Genomic DNA, 22897 nt, shown 5'->3' with positions numbered 1-22897 from the left:
TATGTTTGTCTGTGAATTGCAGTTCGAATGCTATGATAACACCACATTCACCGCGGTTGAGAAATCCATCAATGGCCTTATGGAGGCACTGCGTTTCAATGGTCAGGTATTAGGTAGAGAGTTTCCACTCGCTATCGATGGTGGGACGTTTAGTTTGCGTTGTGTGTGTCCTGAAAAAGACAGCCTGCACCCCAAAAACCACTCGGACTTCGTGCGCTTTTCTATGGCAAAGCTGTCAGAGGCGGGATTGCTTGCGCCTAAATTGAGAGTCTTGGGGCAGGATCTTAATTCAGAAGAAACATGCACAGAGGATGCCCCTAGTTGGCAGATTCTCTATACGACCTATGTGCATACCTGCTCGCCACTTCGAAGTGGTGACTCATTTATGCCAATCCCTCTATACCGCAATCCACCCACGCTCAATGGTGATCATAAATCCATTATTAAATGGCAAACAGAGTGGCAGGCATGTGATGAATTGCAGATGGCGGGTGGCTGTAAGGCTGAGCATGCGGCCTTACGCGAATTAAATTCAGTCGACAGTGACATCTACCGCCGTGGTTGGGACTTGCGCGGGCGTATTGAATACATCACTAAGATACCGACCTATTATTATCTGTATCAAGTGGGAGGCGAGAGCCTAAAGCAGGAGCAGCAACGCAAATGTCCGAAGTGCGGTGGTCATTGGTTATTAGATGAACCACTGCATGACATGTTCCATTTTAAATGCGACTCGTGCCGACTGTTGTCAAATATCTCTTGGGACCACTTGAAGTAACGCGCTTTGAAGTTGTGAACCAAAATCTAATCCTTTGGAAAAAGAATGATTTCTAAAAACCAATTAAAACTTATTCGCGCCCTAGGCCAGAAGAAACAGCGCAAGGCTCATGGTTTATTTCTTGTTCAGGGAGAGAAAAATGTCCTTGAATTAAGTAATAGCCAGCTCACAGTCAAGAGTGTTTTTGCGACCGCTGATTTCTTGGTAGAGAATAGCCAGTCACTAAAAGGCTTTGACTGCGTAGAGGCGACGCTTGATGAGCTGACAAAAGCCAGCACTTTGGTCAGTAATAATGCGGCCATTGCGATCGTTGAGATCCCAAGCGTTGATGTACCAAAGGCGGAAGGACTGATGATTGCCTTAGATGGCGTATCAGATCCTGGCAATCTAGGTACGATTATTCGTGTCGCAGATTGGTATGGCATCAAGCATATCGTTGCGAGTGTGGATTGCGCCGACCCATACAACCCTAAGACCATCAGTGCGACCATGGGAAGCTTTGGCCGAGTGTTTGTGAGTCAGTTAGATCTACCTAGCTACCTAGAACAAGCCGACCTGCCAGTATATGGGGCGTTTCTAGAGGGAGAGAGCGTTCACAAAAAAGCTTTTTCTGCGGACGGTATCTTGCTAATGGGCAGTGAGTCTCATGGTGTTCGCGAAGAAGCAGCAAAGTTTGTGACCGATAAGGTAACCATTCCCGCTTTTGGTGGTGCAGAGTCGCTGAATGTTGCGATGGCGACAGGCATCATTTTGGACAACCTTCGCCGTCAACACAGTTAACAAAGAAGCTGGTGGGTTTATCTCTCCAGCATATCTAACTTGTTAGGCACGCCATTCCATTTTTCTGCATCGGGTAAGGCGGGCTTAACCTCAGTGATGTTTGGCCATTTTTCAGCGAGTTCTTCGTTCAGCTGAATAAAAACTTCTTGGTCTGGAGCAAGTTCATCTTCTTGAAAGATGGCCGCGGCATCGCATTCCGGCACACAAAGGCCGCAATCAATGCAGTCTATTGGGCTTATCACCATAAAGTTAGGCCCTTCATAAAATGCGTCCGCAGGGCATACCGCCACACAATCGGTGTATTTACATTTTATACAGTTATCGGTTACGACAAACGCCATGCTGATGAACTCTCATTAGTCTATTTTCGGATGGGCGATGATACGGATACCAAACAAAAACACAATATTTGTCCAATAAAATCTTCAAGGGCTTGTGCCTTTATTTGTCATGCGTACCGCCTAGTTTAGCACTCCCACTACAAAGTAAATTGTCTCAAGATGCGGTTAATTAATATGACAGACCTCTCAAGTTAACGTAAAATCCCCGCCATTGTGAGCAAGTGTGAGTGAATATTCGCCAATTTATGATTGGCTTTAATCGCATTACCCTTTAGCTAAGACACCGACTACGAGACATCTGCATGATACGTTTGACCGAAATAAAGCTTCCTTTAGATCATAAGGAAGACGCTATTCAAGCTGCCATAGTGAAAAAACTGGGCATCACTTCTGAGGAAGTGCTTTCTTTTAATATGTTTAAACGTGGCTACGATGCTCGTAAAAAATCAAAGATCCTGCTGATTTACACCCTAGATGTCGAAGTAGAAAACCAAGCACAACTGCTTGAAGCGTTTGCTGACGATCCGCACGTCCGTGAAACTCCTGATATGGAGTATAAGTTCGTTGCACAAGCGCCAGAGAACTACACCGAGCGTCCAGTTGTTGTTGGATTTGGTCCATGTGGTTTATTCGCAGCCTTAGTGCTGGCACAAATGGGCTTTAAACCTATCGTGGTTGAGCGAGGAAAAGAAGTTCGCGAGCGTACTAAAGATACCTTTGGCTTCTGGCGCAAGCGTAACTTAAATCCAGAATCAAATGTGCAGTTTGGTGAAGGCGGAGCAGGAACCTTCTCTGACGGTAAGCTGTATAGCCAGATCAAAGACCCTAAATTTTATAGTCGCAAGGTGATCAATGAGTTTGTTGATGCGGGCGCGCCTGCTGAGATCAAATATGTGAGCAAGCCACATATTGGTACCTTCAAACTCGTCACCATGATTGAGAAAATGCGTGCAACAATCATCGCATTGGGTGGTGAGATTCGCTTTAGCACACGTGTTGATGATCTGCATATGGAAGACGGCCAATTAACTGGCCTGACGCTGTCTAATGGTGAAACCATCAAGTCTCGTCACGTTGTATTGGCTGTGGGTCATAGCGCACGTGATACCTTTGAGATGCTGCATGAACGTGGCGTCTACATGGAAGCAAAACCATTCTCTGTAGGTTTCCGCATCGAGCATAAGCAATCAATGATTGATGAAGCACGTTTTGGTAAAAATGCAGGTAACCCAATCCTTGGCGCTGCGGATTACAAATTAGTACACCATTGTAAGAACGGTCGTACTGTATACAGCTTCTGTATGTGCCCTGGCGGTACAGTAGTTGCTGCTACCTCTGAAGAGGGGCGTGTAGTAACTAACGGCATGAGTCAGTATTCTCGCGCCGAGCGTAATGCCAATAGTGCGATTGTAGTGGGTATTTCTCCAGAGCAAGATTACCCAGGTGACCCACTGGCGGGTATTCGCCTGCAACGTGAGCTAGAGTCTGGCGCATTTAAACTGGGCGGCGAAACCTACGACGCTCCAGCGCAAAAGATTGGAGACTTCTTGAAAGGTCGCGATCCAAGCGCATTGGGTGAGGTTGAGCCTTCATTTACTCCAGGCATTAAGTTAACGGATGTGTCGAAAGCATTGCCGGATTACGCAATCGAAGCCATACGTGAAGCAATTCCTGCCTTTGATAAGAAGATTAAGGGCTTTGCGACGGAAGATGGTTTGCTTACTGGTGTAGAAACTCGTACCTCTTCACCACTGTGCATCAAGCGTGGCAAAGACTATCAAAGCATCAATCTAAAGGGGTTCTTCCCTGCAGGTGAAGGCGCGGGCTATGCTGGTGGCATTTTGTCTGCTGGCATCGATGGTATCAAGGTTGCAGAAGCGTTGGCGCTGTCGATTGTAGCGGAAACTGAAGCGCAATAGCGTAGAACAAATACTCGATAGTTTAGAGGGCTCATTTAGAGCCCTTTTTTTGTTTTACTCACACGCCATTATAGCCACTTCTCGCGAGAAGAAACCTATGCTGAAACCATGAGTCCCTGGCCTCTCTTGAGGCGTCTTGTTAGGGGGAGTTATTGGAAGAAAACACCGTGACTATTTATGCTTTGCATGTTCATTTGAGGGCTTTGTTTGAGTTGCAATCCATTAGTGGGAAATTTAGCTGTTTTCTAGTAAATAATAGAAATCATAAACACGGCATTGCATAGTTTCGAATAGGGATTGCACAGACGAATCTTAGAACAATGACTTCCTAATATCGATATGATAAACGTGGATAATAGCCCTTATTTTTCAATCCAAAGCATGCCTTTATTTTCTCGATATCTCGCCCTGGGCCAACTGTTTTCTCTGTCCGTTGCCCTAGTGTTTCTTTCATTTTCGTCATCTGCTCTCGCTCACCCACACTCTTGGATCTCTACCAAAACCACGGTGAATGTTGAGGGTGGCTATATTCAGTCGCTGAGTATGGACTGGTTGTTTGATCCAATGACCACGGCCTACACACTTTCTGGTTCGAAGTTAACCCCAAAAAATCGGCAACAGGTGTTTCAAAAGCTCAGTAAAGACATTCAAGAGAATCTACTTTATAAGCATTACTTCACCTATTTCTACCAAGGCGATAACCCCATTCGATATCAAGCTGTCGAGGGCGCAAAGATATCTATGGTAGGTCCTAAACTACGGCTTCAATTTCAATTGCAGCTGGCAAAACCTATAGATCTGCATACCCCTAAGCTGAGTTTGTATATCTTTGACCCGACCTACTATATCGATATGAGTTGGGACGATTATGGAACCATAGGATTTAATGGCGATGTTGGATCCTGCAGGCTTCACACTCATGCCCCGAACCCAACTTCAGAGCAAGTTGCTTACGCCATGTCCTTGCAGATAGACAGTGACCCAGATAACGAGCTCGGTAAGCTGTTTACCCAAAAAGCCACCATAGATTGCTCTGGAGAATAATCATGTCATCAAGATTCTTGAAGTGGCTGATAGGTGCCACCCTGATTGTATTAGCTTACTTTATTTGGCTGTACTTACCGCAGATTTGGCTGCAAATATCCAAGATACAAAAATATCTGGTTGATGAGATCAGTCATAATTTGTTTTATGCAGGGCAAGGACAACTGATCTATATTGGCGCAATGCTGTTTAGTTCATTTTTGTACGGATTGATTCATTCTGTCGCACCTGGGCATGGCAAAACCATGATCATCTCGATAAGTCTAGTCAATGGTTATTCGATTAGAACTAGCTTAAAGTTGGTTCTGCTGGTGGCCGTTCTGCAGGCAACCTCTGCTTGTATTCTAGTGTTTGGTGCTACCTATATTTCTTCTTTATTGTCTGTTAGCTTGGCTGACAATGTAAGGTGGCTGACACAGATGAGTGCCATCATCATTATATTGTTATCCCTAAAGCTATTGCTAGGCTCGTTCATTGGACAGCAAAAGCATGCTAGCGCTTCTGGTTCTTGGCAGCCTTTATTATTTGTTGGGTTGAGACCCTGTACCGGTGCCATTTTGGTCTTGTTCTTTGCCAATGCCTTTCAGTTTTTTACTCTGGGCATAGTCAGTACTTATGCCATGGCACTTGGCACAGCCTTAACGAATTCAATATTGGTGTATAAGGGGCTTCTTGCAAAAAGGCTGACACATGAAAAAGGTGATCAAGGTCCCTTGTCTCGTATCACTATGACTGTGCTGTCTTTGTCTTTATTGTTGTCCGGGGTAGTACTATTTAAACTCGCCGAGGTATCGACTTTGAATCTTGTTCATTGATCAAGCATAGGTGGGCATTTCAGTTGCGCCTTGATGTTACTTGTTTAATATCAAGGCGCAAGATGAAGTGCGAATCTTTGGAAGACTATTTTTTAGGAACGCGGGCTAGGATTCGATCGAGTGCATTGGCGAAATCACGTCGTTCGGTTTGTGACAATGCACTTGGGCCACCAGTTTGTACTCCTGATGAACGCATAGTGTCCATAAAGTCACGCACGTTAAGGCGAGCCTTAATATTTTCCTTAGTGAACAATTCCCCACGGCTACTTAATGCCTGTCCACCCTTAGTGATGATTTCGTCAGCAAGGGGGATGTCTGAGGTAATGACCAGATCATTGGCTTCAATACGCAGTGCTATCTCATCATCAGCAATATCAAAGCCTTGACTGACCTGCACAAAGCGAATGGTGTTGCGCTTAGGTAGTGGGATAGGGTGATTGGCAACAAAGATACATTCAATTCCTGTCCTCTCTGAGGCGCGTACTAGTGTTTCTCTAATGACCTTTGGACACGCATCGGCATCTACCCAAATCTTCATTATTGCTTACCTTCTAGTGCTTCGATACGACGAGTGAGCTCGGCGATCGTTTTCTCTAGTGCTTCAATCTTTGAGTCAGAACTCTCGCTATTAACGGCGACTTCAATTTTTGGAACACGCTTGGTGCTCTTCCAGTTCTTGATAGCGGCAATGAGTGCTGGCATTGGAACCTTACTGCCAAGGCGCGCTTTGACAAGTGCCATGGTAGGTTCTTTACCTTCAGATTCAAGTGCTTGGAAAATCTGATTTAATTCGTCGGTAACTTCTTTAGTGAGCATAGTATCAATTCTGGTTTAACGATTTATCGTCATCCTATCGAAATCACTATCATGAGTACACAGCAACTTATCAATCGCAGGCTTAACCATGCTTATTATTCGTGACTATCATGAGCAAGATCGGCAAGACTTTATTCGTCTTAATACGTGCCCTATCAATCGCGCCCACATGAATGGTGCACATTCTTATGAAAGTGCTTCAAAGCTGTTTGATAAGTTGCAAGGTGAGGAATCAACGATAACCCGAGCAGTAGAGGTTAATGGTCATTATGTTGGGCATCTATTTATCAGTGAACAAGAAGAAGGTTGGGAGCTAGGCTTCATCTTTGATAATGCTTATTGGGGGCAGGGGTATGCGACTAGATCGCTGAAAATGTTGATGGAGCAACTGCCTGATAACCTCTCAACACAGCGTTTATTTGCGACTATTGATGAAGGGCATAGTGCGTCAGAGCGAGTCATAGAGAAGCTTGGTTTTATACAAGCTTCCCGGCATGAGGATGAGTATGGTGTTTATTATCTCTATCGCTTAGTAAATTAGATGCGATGAGGGTCGGTGCGAAAATGCGAGACTCGCAGCCCGACCATGGTTAACTCGCCTTGATAGCAGTCATCACCTAGGGCTGAAAACTCAAAGGCAAACACCGTATGCCAGCCCAGCTTACCATCGGGGCGACGTATTCTGTGCGCCCCAGAAGAGATGCTGACAACCTGCAGTTCCAGTTTTTTGCAATGTCTAATGATGGCAACCTTGGCCAACTCTGCCTGGCGTCTATGTTGCCAGAATAGAGTAAGAAAAATTGCTAACCCGAGTATGGCGAGCAGGTTGTCCATTTAGCTTTGCCCCTTAGTATTTTTTTGTAAGGCAACTAAGGCTTGGGCCAGTTCTTGTGAGGGAGCTTGATGAAGCATTGGCAATATCACCATACGAAGTTTTGGCTGCATCACTAGGTCTGCAAATAGCTGGTTGAATAGTCCTTGATTATTGGTTTGTGCCAGTCTTATCAAGAATTGTTCAGCAAGCGTACTTTGCTGCAGTGGCTCCCAACAGCGACCTGCGATAGCGATCAAGACTTCCTGATGGCAATATTTACTCTCTGATAGAATAGCAGTCACAAGAGAGGTGAGTTTATTCCCTTTGTTGCCTGATAGTGCGCGAGCCAATGCCGATAATAGGAATAGGTCACCCTCTGGGTGATTTAGCTGATCCAACGCTAGGTCATACAATCGAGTGGCTAGAGAGTCGCTGATCTCACAATGCTCTAGGGCTCCTAGCAGGGCATAAAGAGGCTGGGTTGGCAGTTGAGAAAGGCTTTTTTTCACCATCAACTCATTATTAGATTCTTTTAGACGTGCACAGATATCTGTGATCCCTTGCAGACCGACAGTTTGCCAATTATTCCAGCCGAGTTCGCCCTTAAAATAGGTCAAAGCATGGGCATAATATTGGCTTGGAGATAGGTCTAGCTCAGCACTGACTTGGCTGTTAAATACCGCTAGCTTGTCTTCTTTTGGCTTGAAGGTGTATGGGTTGCTAGCCAGTTGCTCTTGCACTTCTTCATTCAGTTCTTTTTGCAGTCTTGAACCCATAGCCTCAAGTACAAACTTTATGAAGTTACCAATGTCGGTTGAGTTTAATAAACCACGCTCGTCCAAGTCGAATTTAAGGAACCAAATCCAAGGCTGCTTTTGTTCGTTCCAGTAGGTGATGGCAAATTGCGCTTGGCGCTGAATAGGGTAAGGATAGGCTTGTCGGCCTAGCTCAATACTTTCAAATTCATCGTTGGGGATCAATTCGATACGGCGACCTAAGTCGTGTACCTTAAAGTGACAATCGCTGTCTCGTAATATCTGTGTCAGTGTCGAAATATTTTCCATTTGCCTACATCTAAATAACCCATACTCTCCCTATAACATGGTAATCTTGCGCCGAATTTCAAGAGTAACAAGAGAAATAGCTTGAATACAGTTCACCTACAGATGCAAAAACTGCTCATCGATGTGGAATATACCCTTAAGCAATCTGGCTTGTGGGAAGTAAATAACCCGTCACCTGAGGCGCTGATGAGCACACAACCCTTTGCTGTGGATACTCTTCATCCAGAGCAATGGCTGCAGTGGATCTTCATTCCAAAAATGCAACAGATTGTAAGATCGCAGCAAGCCTTACCTGTTGGGTTCGCTATTTCTCCGTACTTTGAGCAAACTTGTCAGAGTAAGCCTGAGTGGGCAAAGGTAATTAAAGTGCTGAAAGAGATTGATGAGGTATGTGCATAATGTTGGAGATCATTTACCAAGACGAGTTTATCGTTGCCGTTAATAAGCCTGCAGGGATGTTAGTGCATCGTTCTTGGCTCGATAAGCATGAGACCCAGTTTGTCATGCAGACACTGCGTGACCAGATAGGTCAGCATGTGTTCCCTTTGCATCGTCTTGACCGTCCTACCTCTGGCGTGCTTGTGTTTGCTCTATCTAGTGAAGTAGCCTCCCAGATGATGCCTATGTTTGCTGAACATCAAATGCAGAAAACTTACCATGCGATAGTACGTGGCTGGATTGAAGAGGGTGATCGCTTGGATTACGCCTTGAAAGTAGAGCTGGATAAGATTGCGGACAAGTTTGCTGATAAAGAGAAAGAAGCTCAGCAAGCGATAACAGATTACCGTCCCTTGGCTAAGGTTGAAGTGCCGTTCTCAACAGGGCGCTTTCCTACCTCTCGATATTGCTTGATGGAACTTCAACCCCTAACGGGCCGTAAGCATCAGTTACGCCGACACATGAAGCACTTGCGTCATCCTATTGTTGGAGACACCACGCATGGGGACGGTAAGCACAATCGCTTGTTCAAAGAAAACTTAGCCAGTGATCGCTTGCTTTTGCATGCATCAAGGCTTGAGTTCGAACACCCCTTTACTGGGGTGCAACTAGTGCTTGAGGCAAGGTTTGATGAAACGTGGCGACAACTCATTGAGCGCTTTGAATGGCAAGCAGCATTCGACGGCGAATAAGTCTAACAAAAGAGAAAAGCTCATACTTGGCAATGGTCAAAGTATGAGCTTTTTGTATTAGGGCGATTATTTGAGCTTTTCTAGGTCGGCTTCAATTTCTGCAATCTTGCCCGAAACCACTTTTTCTAAGTGGCGTAAATCTGACAGTATTTTTTGTTTCACGTCGACATCTTGAGACTTGACGGGTTTAGTCAGAGTATTAAGCTCGTCGATAACCAAGGTCAGGTTGCGGTTAATTTCTGTTTTGTTTCGGTATTGCCCGCTACCATCATCGATAAGTACACTTTTTACCTGTCTTGGGTACTTAAACTTTACACTCTTTGCGAATAACTCACCTTTTTGCTTTTTAAAGTAGATCTTAAGAACATCTTTATGAGCTTCTTGGCGCAATGAATAGCGGTCAATTTGCTTTGTTTCGTGAATTCCCAACCCGGTTAGGTGTGGATACATAGGCACCTCTGCGATCAAATTTGGTGAACTTCCTAATGAATAGCTCAACGAGTATGGTTTTTCATACTTAATTGTAAATCTAGCAGGGAATCAGGTGCTTAGGTAGCGAGTTCCCCTTCAACCCTGCTTTCATTCACATTTTAGTTTGGCGCCAGCTCCGATAAGTTCTCAATTAGGTTTTGACGCAGGGTTTCTTGAAGCGCTGCATCCAGCTTTTTACCTTCCGGAGAGGTGATGATAAACAAATCCTCCGCTCGCTCCCCAATGGTGGTTATTTTGGCTGAGTGCAGGTGCAAATCCATTTTGGCGAAGGTGGCTCCCACTGCAGCTAACAGGCCAGGGGTATCTAATGCGACTAGCTCCATCAGCGTCTGCTTGGCGTTTTTGGTTTCGATAAATTCTGTTCGCGTTTTTACCTTAAAGTGAACGAGGTTTCTTGGCGTGCGTCGCACTTTAATCTTGGTCAATCGGCCATCTTTAATCACATGTTGCAGGTGCTTGATAACCGCTTCATGTCTGCGCTCTTCAAGAGGTTGGTTGTTTTGGTCTAACACAATGAAGGTATCTAGAATGTATCCATCACGGCTCACCATAACCTGAGCATCATGTACATTGAAGTTTCGTCGGTCTAGCTCTGCTACCACACTGGCAAATAGGACTGGCTGGTCTTTGGTGTATACAAACAGCTCAGAGCCTCCTCGAGTGGGTTGAGGGTTGATCAGCACTAATGGTGAGTCAGGGTCTTCTTGCTCAAGGATAGCTTGAGCGTGCCACGCGAGTTGCTGTGGTGTGTGACGAAGGAAATAGTCAGCCTTGAAGCGTTGCCATAGCACCTCGATTTCACGTGGCGTAAAGCCTTGGCTACGAAGCACAGCAGAGGCTTGTTGCTGATTGTGTCTAATTCTATCCCTGACATCGACTGGGTGCTCTAGCCCGCGACGCAGGGCTCTTTGTGTGGAGTAGAATAACTCAGTTAAAAGTGAGCGCTTCCAGCTGTTCCAAAGCTCTGGGTTGGTGGCGCAAATATCCGCAACGGTTAGGCAAACAAGAAATTCTAGGTACTCTTCTGTCTTCACCTTCTTGGCAAATTCGGCAATGACGTCAGGGTCTTGAATATCGCGCTTCTGCGCAGTTACGGACATCAACAAGTGGTTTCTCACCAACCACGCAACCAGCTTAGCTTCAGGTTTAGATAGATCGTGCTCGATACAGAAATCGTACGCTTCTTTTTCCCCAATCACCGAGTGATCGCCACCTCTGCCTTTGCCTATATCGTGGAAAATGGCGGCAATGGTCAGCAGTTCTGGTTTCTGTATTCTAGGCAGTACCTCACAACAAATAGGGTGCTTGTCCCTGTTTTTTGCAAAGCTGAACTTATGGATATGCTTTAGCAGTCGCATACTATGTTCATCTACGGTGTAGACATGGAACAAATCAAACTGCATTTGCCCAACAATCTGGCTCCATTGTGGGAGGTAAGCAGACAGTACGCCTAATTGGTGCATTAGTCTGAATGCTTTAGTGAGTGCATTGGGGTGCCTCACCAATATCATGAATTTTTCACGGGCTTCAGGAATGGTATGTAAAAATCGATTCAGGCGTCGTCGAGCGGTACGCAATTGGCGTAAGGTAGGTGGCGCGACACCCGTTATCGTAGAGTCGTTGGCGATATGGATAAACATATCTAAGATGGTATCGGGACGAGCCTGAAATAGGGCCGGCTTTCGCGCTTCAATAAGATGGCCTCTGCGCTGAAAATCTTCATTGATGATTTCAGCAGGGATTAACTTACCTTGATTCAATATCGCCTGATCAAATAGCTTGAGCAGCATTTTGTTGAGTTCAGTGATGCGACGAAGGGTACGATAAAACTCTTTCATCATCCGTTCAACAGGCTGGTTTCTTTCACCCGTAAACCCAAGGTTCTCTGCCACTTTCGCCTGATAAGCAAAAGAGAGGCGGTTGTCATAACGCTTTAGTTCAATATGCAGTGCGAATCGGATCTGCCAAAGAAAATTTTGACACTCTTGCAGTTCACGATACTCGGCATCGGTAAGAAAGCCATGGTGGCTCATTTCTAATAATGAGGTGGCACCGAAATGACGTCGTGCGACCCAACTCAGGGTATGAATGTCACGCAAACCACCTGGGCTGGATTTAATGTCCGGCTCCAAGTTGTAGCCTGTGTCGTGGTATCGAGCGTGTCGCTCTCTTTGCTCTTCTAGTTTGGCTTTGTAGAATATTTCACTCGGCCAGAAATCATCAGAGTCAATGATATTTCTTAGGCTTTGAAAGCAATCCTGGCTACCACAAATGAGGCGAGACTCTTGAAGGTTCGTCGCAACAGTCAGGTCTTCTTTTGCAACCTGCAGACATTCTTTGACGCTTCGTACACTATGCCCAACCTCTAATTTTAAATCCCACAGCAAGGTAACAAATTCACTGATCTTAGGGACCCACTCTTCTTTGAGGGTTCTCTTGGAAAGGATAAGAATGTCGATATCCGACAGCGGATGTAATTCACTACGGCCATACCCGCCTACTGCGACTAAACACACGCCTTCGATTTGATTAAAGCCATAGTGCTTCCATAATCGTTCTAATAAGGAGTCCATGAAGTCACTGCGCTCTTGAACGAGATCAGCAACAAGGTGATGTTCGAAGAAGAAGCGCTTTTGCTGCTCACCAAAATCTTGAAGAAGCGTTCGCAGAGTCTGTATATCAAGTTGCTCTTGAGGCAACTTGGTAGGGGAGAGGGCATTTAGGTTTGGCACGCACTAAATCCTTTTTATGCATTAAGGTCACTACTTCTGATACTTCCTGATTTTACGGCTGATGGCAAGGCAAACTTCAGTTTATAGGGCCTTAACGCCTTGAGGAGATTAAGGAAAAAACCAATATTTTCAGACACTTTAGAGAATGTTGTTCTAATCTATGAGGAAAGGATTTTTGTACCAGAGGGTAAAATGAAAAGGCGTTATTCGATAAAAGTGACAGTGATTAGTCTCTTTATCCTCACTACTTGTCTCACAGCATCTGTAGCGATTGGTTTGCAATACTACTTTAGTAAACAGCAAGCACTGCAAAGCGCACTGCAGAAGTACCAGAATATCTCCAGTATCATCACCAGAGAAGTGAAAAATGTCGATAGGGTTTTTAGTAATTTGACTTTATTACTATCAGGTCTTGGGCAAGATTTTGAAAAGTTCGATGAAAACTTGCTCGCGAGAACGGCCTTTGCTCAATTGATGAGAGGAGACCCGATATTTTATAGTTTGTATATAGCAAGGGCAGATGGTCACTTTTATCAACTCATCAATTTGAATTCTTTAGAGGAAATCAGAGAAGATTTAGGTGCTGAATCATCAGATCGGTGGGTATTGGTTGAAATAATTAGACAAGGGCAAGAAAACATAAAGACAAGCTCGTTCTTTGACCACTCATTTCAACTACGAGATAAGGTTTCGGTAAAAAGTAAATATAATGCAGTTCAAAGACCTTGGTTTGTGGGTGCGCAAGATTCGAATCTTTTTAAAACAGAGCCTTATTTATTCCACAATGTTCAAGTTAGCGGTCAAACGTACGCTTCAAAAATCGACGGTTCAGTATTTGGCAGTGTGCTTGGGATGGATGTCATATCTGAGACACTATCGAATAAAATAATAGGTCGCTTGGGACATCCTGCAACTAAGCTACCCGCAGAATTTTTTGTTTACGGTGAAACGGGTGAACTCAAGGCGTCTTCCAATGACAATAAACTTGGTTCGCTACCTGATGTCACTCCTTTGAGTTTAACAAAAGACCAACAAAGCCTGATCGCCTCTGTTGGGAACATTGAGGTATCAAACCAAACCAATTGGCCTCCCCTAGATTTTGCGGTGCGCGGAAAGCCCGCAGGATATTTCGTTGATAAGATGCGAATTATTGGTCTTAAAACCGGTATCCGCCTTAAGTTTATCAATGGTATTAGTTGGGCTGAACTTGTTGAAGAGTATAAGCAAGGTGATATTGATATTCTTTATCCGGTTGCGAACAATGCCACAAATAGATCTTTTGGGGCGTTGAGTGTTCCCTTAGCTAGATTTGATTTTGGATTAGCCACTTCAGGAAACGGCTATGGCGGACTTGATCAACTGCTTGGGAAAAAACTGGGTATTTTGAAAGGCTGGTCAATCATTGAAGAGATAAGGGCGAGCCACCCTGAAGTTCAAATCGTTGAGCTAGATGATCTTTATGCTGGATTGCTGTCGCTTTATAGTGGCGATCTTGATGCGGTTATGGATCTAAATGTAATTCTTAAGAGCACCATAGAGCAGCATTTCTTTAACGAATTGACGGTCAACCTTATCGACGCGAAGCAAGATCTTCATTCAACCAATACCTTTCATTTGGCGATTGAGAATATTGACCCCCAGGTGGGTGACATCATAAATCAAGCTATCGCTAGCTTTACACCAGAAGAGATTCGTTTTCTCGAGACCAAGTGGTTTTCTAAAGACAGCCCAAGTGGTGTTGTTCCGTATGAATTCTTAATTGATGCCACTAAGAATGAAAGTCTGCGCGATCAGTTACTGACGTTCGATGTGGATGGAGAGAGTTATTTCACTTACATAGAACAAATTGACCTATTTGAACGCGGTACTGAATATTTTAGCATTACGGTACCATCTGAATCTTTATTGGACGCTGCATTGAGAAATGTTGTTGCGTCTACTTTAGGCTCTGCAGCACTGTTAACCCTACTTATCCCACTATCTCGAGTATTCTCAAAGCCAATTGTGAGTCCTATTCATGCCTTAATTGAAGAGACAAAAAAGGTGCGAGAGCGTCGCTATTCAGATGTGAATGGTGTGTCATCTAGGATAAAAGAGATCTATCAACTCTCACGATCGATTGAGACTACAGCGAATGAGCTTTCGGTCTATGAAAAGCAACAACAGGAGTTTGTTGATTCCTTTATCAAGCTCATTGCTCAGGCCATCGATGACAAATCTCCATATACAGCCGGACACTGTAATCGAGTGCCAGAGCTAGCCATTATGCTGGTTGAACAGGCAGAAAAATCGAATGAGGGTTCCTTTGCTGAGTTCGGTTTTGAAAGCGATGCGCAAAGGCGCGAGTTTAGGATTGCCGCATGGCTGCATGATTGTGGCAAGATCACTACCCCTGAGCATATTGTTGATAAGGGCTCAAAGCTTGAGGCGAATTACAATCGTATCCATGAGGTTCGCACTCGATTTGAGGTAATGATTAGAGATCAGATCATTGCTTTTTATCAGCAGCAGGCTCCAACATTACGCCCTGAGCGGGATAGCGCTCTACAAGCGGACATTGAGTTGTTAAAACAAGAGTTTGCTGAAGTTGCCAATGCCAATGTGGGTGGCGAATTCATGGATGATGAGGCGGTAGAGCGAATTGAACAGATTGCGAAACGCACCTGGACTCGCTATTTAGATGATCAGTTAGGTTTATCACCAGAAGAGCAGCGACGTCTGGAGTCTCGAGGTATTAGCTCAGTGACTCCTGCCCTTGAGTCCTTGCTGGCAGATAAAGCTGAACATCTCTACCAACATCCATCGAAGATTGAGTATGATCCGAGCTTTGAAATAAAGATGGAGGTGCCTGAGTACCTAGCGAATAGGGGCGAGGTATACAATCTAACCATTCGCAAAGGCACGTTAACCGCAGAAGATCGATTTAAGATCAATGAGCATATTATCAGTACTATAAAAATGCTGGAACGCATGCCTTTCCCTGATGATCTATCTAAGGTGCCTCGATACGCCTCAACTCACCATGAAACCATGAAGGGTACAGGCTATCCAAGACAATTGAAGGGAGAAGAGTTGAGCATTCCAGAACGTATAATGGCGTTGGCGGATGTATTTGAAGCGCTGACCGCCGCAGATAGACCCTATAAGAGCGCTAAGAGCCTCAGTGAGTCTTTGAGAATTATGAAATTCATGGTGCAAGATGAGCATCTAGACAAAGAGACATATCGACTGTTCTTGAGCAGTGGAGCGTATCTTGAGTACGCTAAGCAGTACCTAGAACCTGAGCAGATTGATGATGTTGATATTGAGGAGTATTGGGTTTAAGAGTTAGGGCTGACAGCGTTAATGCGTGGGGTACAAAGTGACATTCCCACACGCTGAGAAAGCCTAGATAAATGCACTCGATGATTTGGAACGAGCACTTTGCATCATCCTGCTAGGTTAGGAAAACGCGTCATTGTCGAAGTCTCTTATCGGCAATCTATGGCTTGTGCGTTTTAGATACCCGACCGGAATGCCGGCCCAGCGGAATGCCGGCCCAGCGGAATGCCGGCCCAGAAAAGAACTCGGGAATGCCTGTTAGTCGGCAATTGAACTGAAACCTGATAGCTTTAAGCATGTCTCTTGATCACTATTCGGACTTTAGGGTATCTGTCATGCCCGAGTGCTTTTATCGGGCATCTGTTTCGACTGGTACGCCAGCCCGGAAAAGCCCACGGGGACGACGTCTATTAATCGCATGAACAGCCATGAACATCCATGAACATCAAAGTAGTGATCTAATAAGGCATACACTCTGTTAGAGCACATTTAGATCGACTATCAATACTTGTGTATGAAAGTCAGGCTTTAAGCCATCAGATGGGCAGGGATAATCTCTTTCGCAAAGGTTGGTTTGGGTTTTCCCCAAGCACAAAAAAGCCAGCGTTACGCTGGCTTATTTCTCTTAACTGTTCACCATCAATCGAGGGATGGATTCTTCGTTACGAAGGGTCAGCACTTCACAACCATCTTTAGTTACCACGATAGTGTGTTCCCACTGAGCTGAGTTTTTTCCGTCGCCCGTATACACAGTCCAATCATCATTAGCATCGATAGTACAGCCGAACTTGCCAGCGTTAATCATTGGTTCGATGGTAAAACACATACCTTCTTTTAATACGCGGCGGTCGAAGTTCTTGTAGTGCACCACCTGTGGCTCTTCGTGGAACTCATTGCCAATACCGTGACCACAGAAATCTTTAACAATAGAGAACTTGTTGCGAGGGTTCTTTTTGTTGTTCTCTTTGATGTACTTTTCGATAACCGTACCGATTTCGCCTACCGTTGCGCCAGGCTTAACCTGTTTCATACCCAAATAAAGCGCTTCTTGAGCCACCATACAAAGACGCTTGTCATTTGGGCTTACATCGCCAATCAAGAACATCTTAGAGGTATCACCGTGGTAGCCTTGAGGACGGGTGCTAAGGTCGGCGTTTTCGTCGTCAGGAATAATCACCGTAATATCGATGTTAACAATGTCTCCGCTTTTCAGTACAGCCGGTTTCTTTTGGCCATTGCTGCCCACCGCGTCTTCTGCTGCTGGAATACCATGACATACGATATGGTTGATTGAAGTACAGATAGATTTAGGGAACCCGTGATAATCAAGCGGAGCAGAATACGCACCGTTTTCTAGGGTAAATTCGTGACAGATTTTGTTCAGTTCTTCAGTAGATACCCCTTCTTTTACGTGCGGGGCTATCATCTCTAAAACGTCGGCTGCTAATTTGCCGGCAACGCGCATTTTTTCGATCTCTGCTTCAGTTTTGATTTTTATCGACATGCTGTACTCAGTTAACTCTTGCTTCAATTGCCTTTATTCTAACAACACTGGCCACACTCGCAAATGAAAATAAAACTCAAGTAGGGACGCGTTTCGTCTCTTAAGTGAAATAAACGTGATATTTCTGGTAATCGAGCCCGAAAATATGGTATAAACCGCGCCGAGATAGATTCCATTGTCTTCCTATTTTGTATAGGGCGAGGTGGTTTTCTATGTCACTAACTTAATTTACTTAAATCACACACATTTCGTCACATGTTTCGGGGTGCTCCAGTTTGCGATTGCAAACAGAGGGAGTCGAGACCATGGGGAATGTGGAGGCCTAACCCCAATTTAGAGGATTTTAAAATGGCAACTGTATCAATGCGCGATATGCTTAAAGCTGGTGTTCACTTCGGTCACCAGACTCGTTACTGGAACCCAAAAATGAAGCCATTCATCTTTGGTGCTCGTAACAAAGTTCATATCATCAACCTAGAAAAAACTGTTCCTATGTTCAACGAAGCTCTAACTGAGCTTGCTAAAGTTGGCGAGAAAAAAGGTAAAGTTCTTTTCGTTGGTACTAAACGCGCTGCATCTGAAGCTGTTAAAGAAGCTGCTATCGCAAGCAACCAATTCTACGTTAACAACCGCTGGTTAGGCGGTATGCTAACAAACTACAAAACTGTTCGTCAGTCTATCAAGCGTCTAAAAGAACTTGAATCTCAAGCTCAAGACGGTACTTTTGAGAAACTAACTAAGAAAGAAGCTCTAATGCGTACTCGCGAAATGGAGAAGCTAGAGAAATCTCTTGGTGGTATCAAAGATATGGGCGGCCTACCAGACGCTCTATTCGTAATCGACGCTGATCACGAGCACATCGCAGTTAAAGAAGCGAACAACCTAGGTATCCCTGTATACGCTGTTGTAGATACTAACTCTGACCCAGACGGTGTTGATTACATCATCCCTGGTAACGACGATGCAATCCGCGCGGTACAACTTTACCTAAACGCTGCAGCACTATCTGTGACTGAAGGTCGTAACAAAGACGTTGCTACTGCTGCTGACAAAGACGGTTTCGTAGAAGAAGCTGAGTAATAGCAGCTCCAAGTCACACTTAGTTGTTTGCCGGGAAACCGAACAGCAGATAAACTAAGTGCTAGTATGCATCAGGGGCCCCAATTTAGGCCCCTGAATTTTACCTTTTGAATCAACTTGAGGATTAGAGAATGGCTGTAACTGCTGCTCTAGTAAAAGAACTGCGCGACCGCACTGGCGCAGGTATGATGGACTGTAAGAAAGCTCTTACTGCTACTGACGGTGACATCGATCTAGCAATTGAAAACATGCGTAAATCTGGCGCTGCTAAAGCTGCTAAGAAAGCAGGCAACGTAGCTGCTGAAGGCGCGATCATTGTTAAAGATGCAAACGGCGTTGCTGTTCTTCTTGAAGTTAACTGCCAAACTGACTTCGTTGCTAAAGATGCAAACTTCACTGCATTTGCTAACGAAGTAGCTGACGCTGCTCTAGCATCAAAAGCTTCTGTTGAAGAGCTACAAGCACAATTCGAAGAAGTTCGTATTGCACTAGTTGCTAAAATCGGTGAAAACATCAACATCCGTCGCGTACAGTACGTTGAAGGTGCTGAAATCGCTTCTTACCGTCACGGTGAGAAAATCGGTGTTGTTGTTGCTGGTTCTGGCGACGCAGAAGTACTTAAGCACGTTGCTATGCACGTTGCTGCTTCTCGTCCAGACTTCCTTAACCCTTCAGACGTACCTGCTGAAGTAGTTGAGAAAGAAAAAGCGGTTCAAGTTGAAATCGCTATGAACGAAGGCAAACCTGCTGAGATCGCAGAGAAGATGGTTGTTGGCCGTATGAAGAAATTCACTGGCGAAATCTCTCTAACTGGTCAAGCGTTCGTAATGGAACCAAAGAAATCTGTTGGTGAAGTTCTTAAAGAGCGTGGCGCAGAAGTAACTGACTTTGTTCGTCTAGAAGTTGGTGAAGGCATCGAAAAAGCGGCAGAAATGAGCTTTGCTGATGAAGTAGCTGCAGTTCAAAAAGGTTAATCATTAGCCTTAGTGAATACCAAAAAGACCGTGGCAATTGCTACGGTCTTTTTACGAATAAATACTTAAGTTTAGCCGTTGAGAATAGTGACTTATAATTGGCTGATAGCTGATAGCTGATAGCTGATAGCTGATAGCTGATAGCTGATAGCTGATAGCTGATAGCTGATAGCTGAGTCTCCATCCTCAACTGTTAATCGATAACTCTTTAGAAGGTATACTTCATGACTACAAACCCTAAACCAGCATATCAGCGTATCCTGTTAAAACTGAGTGGTGAGGCTCTTCAAGGCGAAGAAGGCTTTGGTATCGACCCAACTATCCTTGAGCGTATGGCTCAAGAAGTAAAAGAGTTGGTTGAGCTAGGTGTAGAAGTAGGTGTGGTTATCGGCGGTGGCAACTTGTTCCGCGGTGCTGGTCTTGCAGAAGCTGGCATGAACCGCGTTGTAGGCGACCATATGGGTATGCTAGCAACAGTGATGAATGGCCTAGCAATGCGTGATGCATTGCACCGTGCATACGTGAATGCTCGCGTAATGTCAGCGATTCAACTAAAAGGTGTGTGTGACGATTACAACTGGGCTGACGCTATCCGCGAACTTCGTCAAGGTCGCGTAGTGATCTTCTCTGCAGGAACGGGTAACCCATTCTTCACAACGGACTCTGCTGCTTGTCTTCGTGGTATCGAGATCGAAGCGGATCTAGTACTAAAAGCAACAAAAGTTGACGGCGTATACAATGCTGACCCTGCAACGAACCCAGACGCTGAACTTTACAGCAAGTTATCGTACAATGAAGTACTAGATAAAGAGCTTAAGGTTATGGATCTAGCTGCGTTCACATTGGCACGCGACCACAACATGCCAATTCGCGTATTTAATATGAACAAGCCAGGCGCACTACGTCGCGTGGTGATGGGTGAAGCTGAAGGCACTCTTATCAGCAACGCCGAGTAATCGCCCAAGCACAACTTAGGTAGGTCATTAGACCCCGACAATTTCAAAGGTGAAATCGTGATTAACGAAATCAAACAAGACGCGCAACAGCGCATGGAAAAAAGCGTTGAAGCGCTAAAGAACACTCTTTCAAAGGTGCGTACAGGCCGTGCTCACCCAAGCCTTCTATCTGGTCTTTCAGTTGAGTATTACGGTGCTCCAACGCCTCTTAACCAAGTAGCAAACGTTGTTGCTGAAGATGCGCGTACTCTAGCAATCACTGTATTTGACAGAGAGCTTGCACCTAAGGTTGAGAAAGCAATCATGCAATCTGACCTAGGTCTAAACCCAATGTCTGCGGGTACGGTTATTCGTGTGCCACTTCCACCGTTGACAGAAGAGCGTCGTAAAGACCTAGTTAAGATCGTTCGTGGTGAAGCTGAAGGCGCTCGCGTCGCTATTCGTAACATCCGTCGTGACGCAAACAGCGACTTTAAATCTCTTCTAAAAGACAAAGAGATCTCTGAAGACGAAGATCGTAAAGCTCAAGACGAGATTCAAAAGCTAACTGATGTTGCCGTTAAGAACGTTGATGATGTTCTAGCATCAAAAGAAAAAGAATTGATGGAAGTTTAATTAAACTGGTTATCGATTAACTGCTCAAACGCTGCACCCTACAGTGCAGCGTTTTTTTCTGCTATTATCTCCCTCCTGTTAAATGTACCTAATCCTTTTATGTCTGACATACCTGTAACATCAAGTGCTCTTCCTCAGCACATCGCTATCATCATGGATGGTAACGGACGCTGGGCAAAATTACGTGGCAAGCCAAGAGTTTATGGCCACAAGAAAGGAGTGAGTGCAGTTAGAAAAACCATAACTGCCGCTGCAAAGCTTGGCGTTAAGTCAATAACCTTGTTCGCATTTAGCAGTGAGAATTGGCGCCGTCCAGAAGAAGAAGTCAGTCTTCTAATGGAACTGTTTATTACTTTGTTAACCACTGAAGTGAAGCGTTTGCATAAAAACGATCTTAAACTGAGGATTATTGGTGACAAAAGTGGCTTCAACTCTCGTTTACAGAAAAAAATAGCGGAAGCTGAAGAGCTGACGCAAGATAATGCAGGTTTAGTGATTAACGTTGCTGCCAACTATGGTGGTAAATGGGATATCACACAGGCCACCAAACGTATTGCTGAGAAGGCATTGCGCGGTGAGATTCAGCCAGCGGATATTACAGAGCAACTGATTTCACAAGAAGTGTGCCTAGCGGATTTACCTGAGGTCGATCTCTTGATTCGTACTAGCGGTGAATCGCGCCTAAGTAACTTTTTACTATGGCAAGTGGCTTATGCAGAGTTTTACTTCTGCGAAAAGCACTGGCCAGACTTTGACGAAGACGGCCTAGCCGAAGCTATCTCTTGGTATGTCAATCGCGAGCGTCGATTTGGCTGTACTGGAGATCAGATCAAAGCACTAATGGACAATAAATAAGGAAGTCGCCTTGAAGCAACGCATTATTACGGCACTGATTCTAGCCCCTCTAGTCATCCTTGGGGTTTTCATGTTGCCGCTATCGGGCTTTATGCTCATGCTTGGTTTTATCACCCTACTCGGATTGTGGGAGTGGACCCAGTTTGTAGAAATGGGCACTCGAGCTCAAAAAATGGTACTGCTTTTTGCCTCTTTTCTTATCCCTTTTCTGTTTATCCCAGAGAGCGTGCTCAAACTATCCGAATTGACCGGTGCATTACTTGTTGTCGTAGTGGGCGGTGCTATTTGGTGGCTTATCGCTAGTGTTCTGGCCATTACTCATCCTAAATATACCGCTTCTTGGAAGGACTCCCACTTACTGCGTTTCGTGTTTGGCGTACTGACCTTAGTGCCTTTCTTTTGGAGTATCGCAGCACTGCGTGCCATCGATATTGACACCGATTTTTACTACGGTGCTAAGCTGGTTATGTATGTGTGTGCTCTGGTATGGGCTGCAGACAGCGGTGCTTACTTTGCTGGCCGTAAGTTTGGCAAGCACAAAATGGCACCAAGCGTGAGCCCGAATAAGACGATAGAGGGACTGATTGGCGGCATTATCGTTGCTATGTTGATTGGCTGGGGACTGACGATTTGGTTTGGTCTAGAGTTTTCTACTCCTTGGTTAATGATGCTACTGACCCTTGTCACTGTCGTTATTTCGGTATTGGGTGATCTTGTTGAGAGTATGTTTAAGCGTGTCGCTGGTATCAAAGACAGCAGTAATATCATTCCAGGTCATGGTGGCGTATTAGATCGCATCGATAGCCTAACCGCAGCATTTCCGGTATTTACCGTTCTTTATTTCATGTTGCAGTAAACGGCACTTGT

23 protein-coding genes are annotated in these 22897 nt (G+C 44.9%); 15 read left to right on the top strand and 8 right to left on the bottom strand.

Annotated elements, in window-relative coordinates:
• Window position 1 precedes the first annotated feature (1 nt).
• Complete coding sequence (locus tag D5I41_RS18830; RefSeq protein ID WP_119011120.1) at window positions 2-778, top strand: Zn-ribbon-containing protein; 777 nt, start codon at window positions 2-4, stop codon at window positions 776-778.
• A gap of 45 nt (window positions 779-823) precedes the next feature.
• The gene (locus tag D5I41_RS18825) at window positions 824-1558 is read left to right on the top strand and encodes an RNA methyltransferase (protein ID WP_119011119.1); all 735 of its coding nucleotides are present in this window, start codon (window positions 824-826) and stop codon (window positions 1556-1558) included.
• A 17-nt stretch (window positions 1559-1575) separates the two neighbouring features.
• Here D5I41_RS18825 and fdxA read toward each other — a convergent pair whose 3' ends face one another.
• On the bottom strand, window positions 1576-1899 hold the full coding sequence (gene fdxA / locus D5I41_RS18820) for a ferredoxin FdxA (RefSeq protein WP_119011118.1): 324 nt from the start codon (window positions 1897-1899) through the stop codon (window positions 1576-1578).
• Between the two features lie 302 nt (window positions 1900-2201).
• Between fdxA and D5I41_RS18815 the strand changes: the two genes are divergently transcribed.
• From D5I41_RS18815 to D5I41_RS18805, 3 genes are all read left to right on the top strand, one after another.
• Window positions 2202-3818: an NAD(P)/FAD-dependent oxidoreductase gene (locus tag D5I41_RS18815; RefSeq protein WP_119011117.1), complete on the top strand. Its 1617-nt coding sequence runs from the start codon at window positions 2202-2204 to the stop codon at window positions 3816-3818.
• Between the two features lie 348 nt (window positions 3819-4166).
• Window positions 4167-4862 (top strand): DUF1007 family protein, encoded by a 696-nt coding sequence (locus D5I41_RS18810; RefSeq protein ID WP_162892865.1) that lies wholly within the window; start codon window positions 4167-4169, stop codon window positions 4860-4862.
• A 2-nt stretch (window positions 4863-4864) separates the two neighbouring features.
• The gene (locus tag D5I41_RS18805; RefSeq protein WP_119011116.1) at window positions 4865-5677 is read left to right on the top strand and encodes a HoxN/HupN/NixA family nickel/cobalt transporter; all 813 of its coding nucleotides are present in this window, start codon (window positions 4865-4867) and stop codon (window positions 5675-5677) included.
• A gap of 85 nt (window positions 5678-5762) precedes the next feature.
• On the opposite strand, the gene D5I41_RS18800 is transcribed toward D5I41_RS18805, so the two are convergent.
• Together D5I41_RS18800 and D5I41_RS18795 are read right to left on the bottom strand one after the other, a co-directional pair.
• Window positions 5763-6215 carry a YaiI/YqxD family protein gene (locus D5I41_RS18800; protein ID WP_119011115.1) on the bottom strand — a complete coding sequence of 151 codons (453 nt, stop codon included), beginning with the start codon at window positions 6213-6215 and terminating at the stop codon, window positions 5763-5765.
• A complete protein-coding gene (locus D5I41_RS18795; protein WP_119011114.1) occupies window positions 6215-6493 on the bottom strand; it encodes a hypothetical protein in 279 nt (92 codons plus the stop codon). Before D5I41_RS18795 ends, D5I41_RS18800 begins: the two co-directional genes overlap by 1 nt.
• An 88-nt stretch (window positions 6494-6581) precedes the next feature.
• Between D5I41_RS18795 and D5I41_RS18790 the strand changes: the two genes are divergently transcribed.
• Window positions 6582-7034, top strand: a complete 453-nt coding sequence (locus D5I41_RS18790; protein WP_119011113.1) for a GNAT family N-acetyltransferase — start codon at window positions 6582-6584, stop codon at window positions 7032-7034.
• Here D5I41_RS18790 and D5I41_RS18785 read toward each other — a convergent pair.
• Both D5I41_RS18785 and D5I41_RS18780 read right to left on the bottom strand, forming a co-directional pair.
• Entirely contained in the window at window positions 7031-7327 is a 297-nt protein-coding gene (locus tag D5I41_RS18785) for a DUF3301 domain-containing protein (RefSeq protein ID WP_119011112.1), read from the bottom strand. The two genes, D5I41_RS18790 and D5I41_RS18785, sit on opposite strands and share 4 nt — an antisense overlap.
• On the bottom strand, window positions 7328-8371 hold the full coding sequence (locus tag D5I41_RS18780) for a DUF3549 family protein (protein ID WP_119011111.1): 1044 nt from the start codon (window positions 8369-8371) through the stop codon (window positions 7328-7330).
• Between the two features lie 81 nt (window positions 8372-8452).
• Here D5I41_RS18780 and D5I41_RS18775 point away from each other — a divergent pair, with 81 nt between their 5' ends.
• Window positions 8453-8770, top strand: coding sequence for a YqcC family protein (locus D5I41_RS18775; protein WP_119011110.1), 318 nt, complete (start codon window positions 8453-8455; stop codon window positions 8768-8770).
• Entirely contained in the window at window positions 8761-9501 is a 741-nt protein-coding gene (gene truC, locus D5I41_RS18770) for a tRNA pseudouridine(65) synthase TruC (protein ID WP_186811076.1), read from the top strand. The genes D5I41_RS18775 and truC overlap by 10 nt, the downstream gene beginning before the upstream one ends.
• A gap of 66 nt (window positions 9502-9567) precedes the next feature.
• Here the strand turns inward: truC and D5I41_RS18765 are convergent, their stop codons facing one another.
• Together D5I41_RS18765 and glnD are read right to left on the bottom strand one after the other, a co-directional pair.
• Complete coding sequence (locus D5I41_RS18765; protein ID WP_026012768.1) at window positions 9568-9951, bottom strand: DUF3461 family protein; 384 nt, start codon at window positions 9949-9951, stop codon at window positions 9568-9570.
• Window positions 9952-10091: 140 nt separating this feature from the next.
• Window positions 10092-12725 (bottom strand): bifunctional uridylyltransferase/uridylyl-removing protein GlnD, encoded by a 2634-nt coding sequence (gene glnD / locus D5I41_RS18760; RefSeq protein WP_119011108.1) that lies wholly within the window; start codon window positions 12723-12725, stop codon window positions 10092-10094.
• A gap of 192 nt (window positions 12726-12917) precedes the next feature.
• Between glnD and D5I41_RS18755 the strand changes: the two genes are divergently transcribed.
• Window positions 12918-16049 carry an HD domain-containing phosphohydrolase gene (locus tag D5I41_RS18755; RefSeq protein ID WP_119011107.1) on the top strand — a complete coding sequence of 1044 codons (3132 nt, stop codon included), beginning with the start codon at window positions 12918-12920 and terminating at the stop codon, window positions 16047-16049.
• 622 nt (window positions 16050-16671) lie between these two features.
• On the opposite strand, the gene map is transcribed toward D5I41_RS18755, so the two are convergent.
• Window positions 16672-17550, bottom strand: a complete 879-nt coding sequence (gene map, locus D5I41_RS18750; protein ID WP_119011548.1) for a type I methionyl aminopeptidase — start codon at window positions 17548-17550, stop codon at window positions 16672-16674.
• Window positions 17551-17898: 348 nt separating this feature from the next.
• On the opposite strand from map, the gene rpsB reads away from it, so the two are divergent.
• The 6 genes from rpsB (at window position 17899) to D5I41_RS18720 (ending at window position 22886) form a co-directional block, all read left to right on the top strand.
• Window positions 17899-18630 (top strand): 30S ribosomal protein S2, encoded by a 732-nt coding sequence (gene rpsB, locus D5I41_RS18745; protein ID WP_119011106.1) that lies wholly within the window; start codon window positions 17899-17901, stop codon window positions 18628-18630.
• A gap of 131 nt (window positions 18631-18761) precedes the next feature.
• Window positions 18762-19604, top strand: a complete 843-nt coding sequence (gene tsf / locus D5I41_RS18740) for a translation elongation factor Ts (protein WP_119011105.1) — start codon at window positions 18762-18764, stop codon at window positions 19602-19604.
• A gap of 224 nt (window positions 19605-19828) precedes the next feature.
• On the top strand, window positions 19829-20560 hold the full coding sequence (gene pyrH, locus D5I41_RS18735) for a UMP kinase (RefSeq protein ID WP_017029203.1): 732 nt from the start codon (window positions 19829-19831) through the stop codon (window positions 20558-20560).
• 57 nt (window positions 20561-20617) lie between these two features.
• A complete protein-coding gene (gene frr, locus D5I41_RS18730) occupies window positions 20618-21175 on the top strand; it encodes a ribosome recycling factor (protein ID WP_017032657.1) in 558 nt (185 codons plus the stop codon).
• 99 nt (window positions 21176-21274) lie between these two features.
• Window positions 21275-22030, top strand: a complete 756-nt coding sequence (uppS, locus tag D5I41_RS18725; protein WP_119011104.1) for an undecaprenyl pyrophosphate synthase — start codon at window positions 21275-21277, stop codon at window positions 22028-22030.
• A gap of 10 nt (window positions 22031-22040) precedes the next feature.
• On the top strand, window positions 22041-22886 hold the full coding sequence (locus tag D5I41_RS18720) for a phosphatidate cytidylyltransferase (protein WP_065599041.1): 846 nt from the start codon (window positions 22041-22043) through the stop codon (window positions 22884-22886).
• Window positions 22887-22897: the final 11 nt, after the last annotated feature.

It is taken from the genome of Vibrio superstes (genome assembly GCF_003569005.1).
Classification (GTDB): Bacteria; Pseudomonadota; Gammaproteobacteria; order Enterobacterales; family Vibrionaceae; genus Vibrio; species Vibrio superstes.
Note: the sequence above shows the minus strand (reverse complement) of the source record. Positions and strands in the feature narration are given on the sequence as shown.